The sequence below is a fragment of the Microbacterium sp. genome (genome assembly GCF_036277215.1).
Taxonomy (GTDB): domain Bacteria; phylum Actinomycetota; class Actinomycetes; order Actinomycetales; family Microbacteriaceae; genus Microbacterium.
Genome location: NZ_DASUNI010000228.1, coordinates 1 through 9,305, shown reverse-complemented (window position 1 = coordinate 9,305; position 9,305 = coordinate 1). Strand labels below are relative to the sequence as shown.

The 9,305-nt window shown below is 68.9% G+C and carries 10 protein-coding genes and 1 pseudogene; 8 read left to right on the top strand and 3 right to left on the bottom strand.

The features are described from left to right. The 6 genes from VFX99_RS11540 to VFX99_RS11515 form a co-directional block, all read left to right on the top strand. Window positions 1-890, top strand: an 890-nt coding sequence (locus VFX99_RS11540; RefSeq protein ID WP_329666437.1) for a dihydroxy-acid dehydratase, incomplete at its 5' end; no start/stop codon positions are given. A gap of 72 nt (window positions 891-962) precedes the next feature. Beyond that, window positions 963-1,640 (top strand): phosphatase PAP2 family protein, encoded by a 678-nt coding sequence (locus VFX99_RS11535; RefSeq protein ID WP_329666436.1) that lies wholly within the window; start codon window positions 963-965, stop codon window positions 1,638-1,640. Between the two features lie 48 nt (window positions 1,641-1,688). Next, window positions 1,689-2,543 (top strand): Fpg/Nei family DNA glycosylase, encoded by an 855-nt coding sequence (locus tag VFX99_RS11530; protein WP_329666435.1) that lies wholly within the window; start codon window positions 1,689-1,691, stop codon window positions 2,541-2,543. A 36-nt stretch (window positions 2,544-2,579) separates the two neighbouring features. Continuing rightward, window positions 2,580-2,705 carry a hypothetical protein gene (locus tag VFX99_RS11525; RefSeq protein ID WP_329666434.1) on the top strand — a complete coding sequence of 42 codons (126 nt, stop codon included), beginning with the start codon at window positions 2,580-2,582 and terminating at the stop codon, window positions 2,703-2,705. A 12-nt stretch (window positions 2,706-2,717) separates the two neighbouring features. Next, complete coding sequence (locus VFX99_RS11520; RefSeq protein WP_329666433.1) at window positions 2,718-3,092, top strand: DUF5655 domain-containing protein; 375 nt, start codon at window positions 2,718-2,720, stop codon at window positions 3,090-3,092. Between the two features lie 40 nt (window positions 3,093-3,132). Further along, window positions 3,133-3,642 carry a hypothetical protein gene (locus VFX99_RS11515; protein ID WP_329666432.1) on the top strand — a complete coding sequence of 170 codons (510 nt, stop codon included), beginning with the start codon at window positions 3,133-3,135 and terminating at the stop codon, window positions 3,640-3,642. Window positions 3,643-3,670: 28 nt separating this feature from the next. Here VFX99_RS11515 and VFX99_RS11510 read toward each other — a convergent pair whose 3' ends face one another. Next, window positions 3,671-4,249: a carboxymuconolactone decarboxylase family protein gene (locus VFX99_RS11510; protein WP_329666431.1), complete on the bottom strand. Its 579-nt coding sequence runs from the start codon at window positions 4,247-4,249 to the stop codon at window positions 3,671-3,673. A gap of 121 nt (window positions 4,250-4,370) precedes the next feature. Further along, window positions 4,371-5,891: an MDR family MFS transporter gene (locus VFX99_RS11505; protein WP_329666430.1), complete on the bottom strand. Its 1,521-nt coding sequence runs from the start codon at window positions 5,889-5,891 to the stop codon at window positions 4,371-4,373. A 131-nt stretch (window positions 5,892-6,022) separates the two neighbouring features. Between VFX99_RS11505 and VFX99_RS11500 the strand changes: the two genes are divergently transcribed. Continuing rightward, window positions 6,023-6,664: a DUF1345 domain-containing protein gene (locus VFX99_RS11500; RefSeq protein ID WP_329666429.1), complete on the top strand. Its 642-nt coding sequence runs from the start codon at window positions 6,023-6,025 to the stop codon at window positions 6,662-6,664. A 96-nt stretch (window positions 6,665-6,760) separates the two neighbouring features. Further along, window positions 6,761-8,827 carry an ABC transporter ATP-binding protein gene (locus VFX99_RS11495; protein ID WP_329666438.1) on the top strand — a complete coding sequence of 689 codons (2,067 nt, stop codon included), beginning with the start codon at window positions 6,761-6,763 and terminating at the stop codon, window positions 8,825-8,827. 92 nt (window positions 8,828-8,919) lie between these two features. On the opposite strand, the pseudogene VFX99_RS11490 reads toward VFX99_RS11495, so the two are convergent. Next, window positions 8,920-9,305: pseudogene (locus tag VFX99_RS11490) on the bottom strand (hypothetical protein); the annotation flags it as partial.

The window sequence follows — 9,305 nt, the reverse complement described above, 5'->3', positions numbered from 1 at the left end:
TCGCGATCGCCGGCCGGCTGGGTGTCGATCTCACGCTCGACGACTTCGACCACGCAGGCGCCGGAGTCCCGGTGCTGGTGAACCTGCAGCCCAGCGGACTGTTCCTGATGGATGACCTGTTCCGTGCGGGCGGTGTCCTGGCTGTGCTCGCCCAGATCGAGGATCTGCTGCGTCCCGAGCCGCTCACGGTGACCGGCGCCCCGCTCGTGGACTACCTGGCCGACCGGCCCGTCTACGACGATATGGTCATCTTCCCCCGCGAGAAGCCGCTGATGGCCGACGCAGGGATCGCTGTCCTCCGCGGCAACCTGGCGCCACGCGGAGCGATCGTCAAGCCCGCTGCGGCAACGCCCGAACTGCTCCAGCACGCAGGCCCTGCCGTCGTGTTCGACAGTGTCGAGGACCTGCGCACCCGCATCGACGACCCCGATCTCGATGTCACGGCCGATTCGGTCCTGGTGTTGCGCGGGTGCGGGCCGAAGGGATACCCGGGGATGCCCGAGGTCGGCAACATGCCGCTGCCCCGCAAGCTGCTGGAGCAGGGGGTCCGCGACATGGTGCGCATCAGCGACGCGCGGATGAGCGGCACGGCCTACGGAACGGTGATCCTCCACGTAGCACCGGAGGCCGCCGCGGGTGGCCCGCTCGCAGCCATCCGCACCGGCGACATCATCACGGTGGACGTGGAGAACCGGACCTTGAGCGTCGACGTCTCCGACCAGGAGCTGGAGGCGCGCGGTCAGGCCGCGGCGAGCCAGGCCGCCTACGCGGACCCGGCGCGCGGCTGGGCCAAGCTCTACGTCGACCATGTGATGCAGGCCGACACCGGCGCCGACCTGGACTTCCTCGTCGGGTCCAGCGGGAACGCAGTCAGCCGCGAGTCGCATTGATCTGCTCCGACGTTCGCCATCGATCCGGGGGCGCCTCGCCCGCTGGGGCGAGCCGCCTGAGAAGATAGCCCGATGCAACCCCCTCACGAGCGTCCGGATCTCTCGCGGCTCACCCCGCTGATCGTCGGCGCCGCCGCGGCCATCGTCGCGATCATCCTGCTGTGGGTGGTGACCTCGGTCCGCCGTGACCAGCCGTTTCCGATCGACATCTGGTGGCACGACCTGATGGACGCCAACCAGACGGATGCCGGACTCGTCCTGGCCTGGATACCCGGCCACCTCGGCGGACCGGTCATGAGCTTCATCTTCGCCGGGGCGATCGTCGCGACGCTGCTGATCCTGCGCTGGTGGTGGGCGGCGATCACCGTCAGCGTGGCGCTCGCCCTGTGCATCGGCATCGCGGCGCCGCTCGCCGCGGTCGTGGCCCGGATCCGCCCGGAGGACTCGCTCGCCGAGGTCGTCCCGACCTCATTCCCCTCCGGGCATGTGGCGTTCGCGGCCGCTCTCACCACGGTCCTCGCGCTGCTGTTCCGGCATTGGCTGTGGTGGGTGCTCGGCGCGGTGTGGGTGATCTGGATGGCGTGGAGTCGCACGTACCTTCAGGCGCACTGGCTGACCGACGTCATCGGAGGCGTGTTCCTCGGTATCGCCGTGGGGCTGCTCAGCTGGGCCGTGGTCGAGACGATCCGGCGACGGCGCGCGGCCAAGTCGGCGGATTCCGCGGCCCAGGCGTCGACCAGGGCGCCCTGACCCGCACTGCCCCCGCCGACGTCCGCCCTCCGTGGAATCATGGGGGCCATGCCCGAGTCACCAGAAGTGCAGGAGCTCGCGTCCTTCCTCACGGGCCGCACCACGGGCCGCGCGATCCGCAGCGCGGACGTGATCCTGGCCAAAGCGCTGAAGACACAGCATCCGAGCCCTTCCGAGCTCATCGGCCGGCGCATCACCGGCGTGACCCGACTGGGCAAGATGATCGACATCGCGACGACCGACGGTGGCGGCGGCAGCCTGCATGTCGTCGTGCACTTCGGTCACGACGGCTGGGTGCTCTGGCACGACGAAGCGCCCGACGACCTGCGGCGCGCGGGCGATGCGACCCTGATGGCGCGCATCCGGCTCGACGACGGCTCGGGTTTCGATCTGACGGATGCCGGCCAGTGGAAGGCGGTGACGGTGCATATCGTGCCGGATGCCGCCGACGTGCACGCCGTTGCGAAGCTCGGCCTCGACCCGATGGGTCCGGACTTCGACAGCGCGCGGTTCGCGCGCATCCTGGCGGGCCGGAGGAAGCAGATCAAGGCGCTGCTGCAGGATCAGTCGGCGCTCGCCGGCATCGGGAATGCGTACTCCGACGAGATCCTGCACGCGGCGCGGATCTCGCCGCTCACCCACGCGGCCGGCCTCTCCGAAGCCGAAGTCGAGCGTCTTGCGCAGCAGACGCGGGCGATCCTGACCGATGCCGCTGCAGCGCGGCGCGGCATAGCGCCCTCCGAGCTGCGCGCGGCCAAACACGCCGCGCTCCAGGTTCATCGCAAGACCGGCGCGGTGTGCCCGGTGTGCGGCGACACGATCCGGGAACTCAGCTTCTCCGGCGCGGCTGCCCAGTACTGCCCGACCTGTCAGACGGGCGGTGTGCCGCTCCCGCGATCATGAACGGAGCACCGGTCGTGCCCGGTTAGGCTTGATCGCATGACCACGTCACAGCTTCCTTCGCCCGCCACCCTCCAGCCGACCGCCGAGGAGAAGACCCTCCTTACTGTGGTCGAGTCGGGAACGTCATGCTGCGGCGGCTCGGCCTGCGGCACCGGCATCTGACATCAGCCCGCTATGGTCGATGGCGACATCTGGACCGTAGACCGGCACCTCGCCGGCCAGCCTGACTTCGCCGTCGACCTCTATCGCCGCTTCATCCACGTCGTCGAGGCGATCGGGCCGTTCACGTACTCCGTCGGCAAGACGACGATCACGCTCAAGGGCGAGCGGCGCGGCTTCGCCGGCGCGCGACCGACGGCCACCGGCCTCCGTGGATACTTCGACGTGCAGCGGGTGATCGAGGATCCACGCATCATGCGCGTCTCCCCGTACACCAAGCGGCTCTTCGTGCACCAATTCCGCCTGCAGGGCGCGGACGAACTGGATGACACGTTCGCCGGCTGGCTGACCGAGGCCTACGCTGTGGGCGCCGGGGCGCATCTTCGCTGAGAAGCACCGTCCGTTCTGCCACTCTGTAGGGGGAGGTTCGATGAGCGACGAGCAGCTGGGCACGAAGCCCTCGGTCAGACGGATCCTCATGTCCGAGGAGGCGATCTACGGACTGATCCTCGTGTCGGGCATGATCGTTGTGAGCTACGACCTCACGGGCACTTCCCTCAGCGCACTGGTCACCGTGGTCGTGACGGTGATCGTCTTCTTCGCTGCACACGTCTATTCGGGCACGCTCGCCCGGCTCGCCGAGACGGAGGGCCGGGCGCGACTGCCGGAGAGCCTGCGCGGGGCCGTGTACCACTCGCTCGGAATGCTGCTCGTCTCCCTGGCCCCGATCGCGGTGCTGCTTCTGGGCGTGACCCGAGCGGTCGATGACGACGTCGCGGTGTGGTTTGCACTCATCATCGACGCGGTGGCCCTCGGCATCCTGGGCTGGCTCGCCGTGGCGAAGTGGACCCGGCACTTCTGGCTCCGGCTGGGCAGCGCTCTGCTCACGGCTGCGTTCGGCGGCGTGATCATCCTGCTGAAGGCGTTCATCCACCACTGAGGCGGCGTTCGGCGCCGCGGGCGGGCGCCTAACGGCCGACCGGCGAGAGCAGCGCGGCGACCAGCCGAGGACTCAGCCCCGGAACCTCGTCGACCGGAACGGCGAGGGCGCGCAGCGCCCGGCTGAGGTAATTGCGGGCGGCGGCGGCAAGCGCGATGTCGACGATCTGCCGGTCGGTGAAGCCGGAGTCGCGCAGCTCTTGGGAATCGGCATCCGTCATCGCCGCGGCATCCGTCGAGACCTTCTCGGCGAAGCGCATGACCGCGACGTCCGCGTCGCTGAGCTGCGCGGTGCGGTAGTCCAGGGCGACCTGCTCGAGCTCGTCCTCGTCGAGCACGTCCGCGCGCAGCGTCTTGCGCCCGTGCGCGAGCAGGCAGTGCGGCGACGGGATGCCGCGTGCTGCGGCGAGAGTGACCAACTCGTACGTGCGCACTCCGATCGACGGCTGGATCGCGCCGATCAGGGCTTCGAAGGCCTGGTGCGCCTCGGGATTGATCGCCATGACGCGGGTGTGGGCGTAGACGAATCCGTCGTCGCGGAGGTCTTCCTGGTACATGTCCGCGGCGTGGCCGGACGCATCGTCGACACTGGGGGGATTCACGATCATGCCTGCGCTCCTCATCGACCCGCGCGGACGCGATCCGGCGGTCGCGCCCCAGCATGCCACGCACCCCCCGTCGCCACGACGGGGAGATCCCCCCTTTCGCGGCCGAGGGGAACGGGTTCGCTCAGTGCGCGGCGTGCGCAGGGAACGGCTGATCTGCCGGCTTGCGGATGAAGAACGCCCCGACGATGAGGGGAAGGGATACGAGAGCTGCGATAGTGAACGCGGCCTGCGCACCGATCGCGCCCGCCGCGACCTCGGAAGCCCCGCTTTCGACGTTGGTGGCGGTGACCGCCGCCATGATCGTGATCATCAGCGCGATGCCGGCCGCACCGGCGACCTGCTGCACCGTGCCGACCACAGCGGAGCCGTAGGAGTAGAAGCGCGGTGTCAGCGATCCGAGGGATGCCGTGAACAGCGGTGTGAACGACAGCGCGAGGCCCAGCGAGAGCACGGTCTGCGCGACGGCGATGACCAAGACGGACGTGAACTCATCGAACGTCGTGTAGGTCCACAGCATCCCGCTGACCACGATCGATCCGGGGATGAGCAGCACGCGGGTTCCCCAACGGTCGTAGATGCGGCCGATCAGGGGGCCCGTCAGGCCCATCGCCAGAGCGCCGGGCAGCACGACCAGGCCCGTCTCCAGCGCGGAGACCTGCAGCACGCTCTGCATGTAGAGCGGCACGACGGTGATCGCCCCGAAGAACGCCAGCGACAGCAGCCCCATCTGCGCGATCGAGAGCGAGAAGTTCAGCGACCGGAAGACGCGCATATCGAGCAGGGCCCGGTCGGTGCGCTGCAGCAGCAGCTGGCGCCAGACGAACACCCCGAGCGCCACGACGCCGACGCTGAACGACGCGATGAGCGTGATGGTCGACATCGCGTCGGCAGCCGCCACCTCGGACGCGCTGCCGTGAGTGGCCGCACCGCCGATCTGGCTCAGGCCGAAGACGATCCCGCCGAACCCGAACGCGGACAGGATGATCGATGGGACGTCGATGGGCGCGTGCGTGGGCTCGCCGATGTTCTGGATCCACCGCGCGCCGACCGCGAGTGAGATGAGCGCGATCGGCAGGATGATGCCGAAGATCCAGCGCCACCCCACCGAATCCAGCAGCAGACCCGAGAGGCTCGGGCCGATGGCCGGCGCGAGCGAGATCACGATGCTGACGCGGCCCATCATCCGGCCGCGGATGTTCGAGGGGACCAGGGTCATGATCGTGGTCATGAGCAGCGGCATCATGATGGCTGTGCCGGTGGCCTGAACGACCCGGGCGACGACCAGAAGAGGGAACCCCGGCGAGAGGAACGCGATGAGGGTGCCGAGCGAGAACAGGCTCATCGCGGCCACGAAGACGGTCCGCGTGGTGAAGCGCTGAAGGAGGAAGCCCGAGATCGGGATCACGACCGCCATCGTCAACATGAAGGCGGTGGTCAGCCATTGAGCCTCGACGGCGGTGATGCCGAGGTCGCCGATGAGGTGCGGGATCGCCACGCCCATCGTGGTCTCGTTGAGGATCGCGACGAATGCGGCTCCCAGCAGCAGCCAGATGATGCGGCTGTCCTTGCGGCTGAGCACCGCGCCGGATGCAGCGGGCACGCGGATGCTGTCGGTGCCGGGCGTGGTGTCGGTGGCGGCCATCAAGTCGTCTCCTCGGGGATCGGCGTGCACGACAGCCATCCCGTAGGCGGGGTCACACGAAAAAGGACAAGCCCTCACAGTAACGGCCCCGTCGGACAGGGCATTCCCGAATCGCATGGAAACATTCACGTATGGCCCTGACTCCCGTTCGCATGGCCGCGCTCGTGCGGTCGATCGTCGCCGTGGGTGTGGGGGTGGCGATCGCGGCGGTGGTGGCACCGTTCCTCGGCTTCGCGGCGGCGCTGCTGGCGGGCTGGGGGGCAGCGGCCTTCACGAGCGTCACGTGGATCGCGATCCTGATCTGGCCGATGGATGCCGCTCAGACACGATTCCACGCGACCGGCGAGGATCCCGGCCGCTCCGTCGCGCGACTCGTCGCCCTCATCGGCAGCGTCGCGAGTCTGGGTGCCGTCACCGTCGTGCTCATCCAGACGCGGAACACGTCCGAACTGGAGTCGTACCTGCTCGCAGCGATCGCGGTGCTGAGCGTCGCGGCATCCTGGACGCTGATCCAGGTCGACTATCTGCTCCGATACGCGCACATCTACTACGGCGACCCGGTCGGCGGCATCGACTTCAACCAGGACGCGGACCCGTCGTACACCGACTTCGCCTACTTCTCGGTCGGCATCGGCATGGGCTACCAGGTCGGCGACACGAGCGTGCGCACCAACGAGATCCGGCGCATCGTGATCGCGCAGGCGCTGCTGGCGTACCTGTTCGGCGCCGTCATCATCGGCACGGTCGTGAATCTCGTCATCGACCTGGGCTGAGGCCGGCGGCATCCGAGCCCGCATCGCGCCGCTGCCGGAGCGACGGACGGTCCGGCCCGGACGTCCGGGTCGGAAAGTAGGCTTGCGCTCGTGAGCATGGGCGGGCGTGGCGGCGGGCCGGGCGGGGGATTCCGCCCGGTCGACATCGAAGCGCAGAAGAAGCTGAACGCCGACGCGCCGCGCATCCCGGACCTCGGCCGCCGAGTCGTCGCGCTCTTCCGCCCGTACCGCTTCCGCATTCTCGTGACCGGCCTGCTGGTGATCGCCGGGGCTGCGATCGCCGTCGTGCCGGCGCTGATCGTGCAGCAGATCTTCGACGAGGCGCTGTTCCCGGTCGACGGCGGGCCGCCCGACCTGGCGCTGCTGCTGCGGCTCGTGCTGATCATGGTGGGCCTCTTCGTGCTCTCGTCGGGCCTGGGCGTGCTGCAGACCTGGTTCACCTCCACCGTCGGCAACCGGGTCACCGGCGACCTGCGCGTCAAGCTCTTCGAGCACCTCCAGGCGATGGAGCTCGGCTTCTTCACGCGCACCAAGACGGGGGTCATCCAATCCCGCCTGCAGAACGATGTCGGCGGAGTCTCGGGCGTGCTCACCAACACCGTCACCAGCATCCTGGGCAATGTGGTGACGGTGATCGCCTCTCTGGTCGCGATGATCATCATCGACTGGCGGCTCACGATCATCGCGGTCGTGATGATGCCGTTCCTCGTGATCGTCCAGCGACGCGTCGGCCAGGTGCGTGCGCGCATCGCCGGTGAGACGCAGGAGTCGCTGTCTGAGCTGACCTCGATCACGCAGGAGACCCTGAGCGTCTCCGGCATCCTGCTGTCCAAGTCGTTCAACCGGCAGCGCACCGAGTCCGCCCGCTACAGCGCCGAGAACGTCAATCAGGTGCGCCTGCAGGTGCGCAGGGCCATGAGCGGTCAAGGGTTCTTCGCGGTCGTGCAGGTGCTGATGGCGAGCGTGCCTGCGGTCATCTACCTCGTCTCGGGCTACCTCATCACCGGCGGGAACGACGTGATCACGGCCGGAACCATCGTCGCCTTCACGACCGTGCAGGCGCGTCTGCTCATGCCGCTCATGGGGCTCATGCGGGTGGCTCTGGACGTGCAGACGTCGGCTGCCCTGTTCGCCCGCATCTTCGAGTACCTCGACCTGGTGCCTGCGATCAGCGACGCGCCCGATGCGATCCCGGTGTCACGCGCACCCGGCCCGGTCGGACGCATCGAATTCCGTGACGTCGTCTTCCAGTACCCCGATGCGTCGGCCGATGCCCGACCGACGCTGCGCGGCATCTCGTTCGCCGCCGATCCCGGCCAGCACGTCGCCTTCGTCGGGCCGTCCGGGGCGGGCAAGACGACGGTGCTGTACCTGACGCCTCGGATGTACGAGGCGTCCGGCGGCGAGGTGCTCTTCGCCGGCGAGGACGTGCGGCGGCTGACCCAGGAGTCCATCATCGACCACGTCGGGATCGTCTCGCAGGAGACGTACCTGTTCCATGCGACGATCCGCGAGAACCTGCTCTATGCGAAACCGGAGGCGACTCAGGAGGAGCTGGAGGAGGCGTGCCGCGCGGCGAACATCCACCACATCATCGCCGGATTCGAAGAGGGCTACGACACGATCGTGGGGGAGCGCGGCTATCGGCTGTCCGGTGGCGAGAAGCAGCGGATCGCGATCGCACGGGTTCTGCTGAAGGATCCGCCGGTGCTGCTGCTGGACGAGGCGACGTCGGCCCTCGACACCGTCTCGGAGCGCGTCGTGCAGGAGGCGCTGGATGCCGCCGCGCGCGGTCGCACCACGCTCTCGATCGCGCACCGCCTGTCCACGGTCATCGGCGCCGATGTGATCCACGTGATCGATGCGGGCCGGATCGTCGAATCGGGCACGCACTCCTCACTGATCGCCGCGGACGGGCTGTACGCCGAACTGGCTGCGCAGCAGCTCGCGGCATCCCGGATCCTCGAGGTCGAGGCGACCGAACCATCCGGAGACCTTCCCGCCCGGCGCGCCGACCGCGCGCCCGACGACCCGGCCCCTCTCCCGGCCGACGACCCGGCGGCGGTGCTCACCGGGAGCCTGTCGCTGACCGGTCCGCTGACGGTCCTGGCCGACGACGCCCCACACGACGAGCGGACCTGGCCGCACCTCCGCGAGCACTAGCCCCGCTCGTCGCGAGGGACGTGACGCCGCCGACTTGCCACTGGTCGCGGCATCCGAGGCGGTCTTGGGATCGGCTACCGGCAACTCGCTCGTCAGGAGCGGCTGGCCACCGCTGCAGCGAGGTCGGCGAGCAGGTCCCGAGGGTCGTCCAGGTCGGACTGCGTCACGCTCAGGTACACCCACCCCTCGGCCTCGATGCGACGACGGCGGGCCATGTCGCGCCGCCATTGGATCCGGTCGCGATGATGGTCGCCCTCGTACTCGATCACGATGCGGAGTGCGACGATCGCGAGATCCGCGCGTGCGACGAAACGACCCTGGGCATCGCGGATCTCGTGGTTTGCGGTCAGCGGCCCGAACCCGGCCGATCTGAGAACCAGGCGCAGTTCGGACTCTTTCGGCGACTCAGCGCCCGCGTCCAGGAGCTCGATGGCAGCGACGAGTCGTTTCGCGCCCCGCTTGCCCCTGCGCCGATCCC

Bases quoted from the DNA above. Each gene is read 5' to 3' on its own strand.
- VFX99_RS11515 (WP_329666432.1), top strand. From the start codon at position 3,133: ATGAGCGACGAGCAGCTGGGCACGAAGCCCTCGGTCAGACGGATCCTC.
- VFX99_RS11505 (WP_329666430.1), bottom strand. From the start codon at position 5,891: ATGGCCGCCACCGACACCACGCCCGGCACCGACAGCATCCGCGTGCCC.
- VFX99_RS11535 (WP_329666436.1), top strand. From the start codon at position 963: ATGCAACCCCCTCACGAGCGTCCGGATCTCTCGCGGCTCACCCCGCTG.
- VFX99_RS11510 (WP_329666431.1), bottom strand. From the start codon at position 4,249: ATGATCGTGAATCCCCCCAGTGTCGACGATGCGTCCGGCCACGCCGCG.
- VFX99_RS11520 (WP_329666433.1), top strand. From the start codon at position 2,718: ATGGTCGATGGCGACATCTGGACCGTAGACCGGCACCTCGCCGGCCAG.
- VFX99_RS11500 (WP_329666429.1), top strand. From the start codon at position 6,023: ATGGCCCTGACTCCCGTTCGCATGGCCGCGCTCGTGCGGTCGATCGTC.
- VFX99_RS11495 (WP_329666438.1), top strand. From the start codon at position 6,761: ATGGGCGGGCGTGGCGGCGGGCCGGGCGGGGGATTCCGCCCGGTCGAC.
- VFX99_RS11525 (WP_329666434.1), top strand. From the start codon at position 2,580: ATGACCACGTCACAGCTTCCTTCGCCCGCCACCCTCCAGCCGACCGCC.
- VFX99_RS11530 (WP_329666435.1), top strand. From the start codon at position 1,689: ATGCCCGAGTCACCAGAAGTGCAGGAGCTCGCGTCCTTCCTCACGGGC.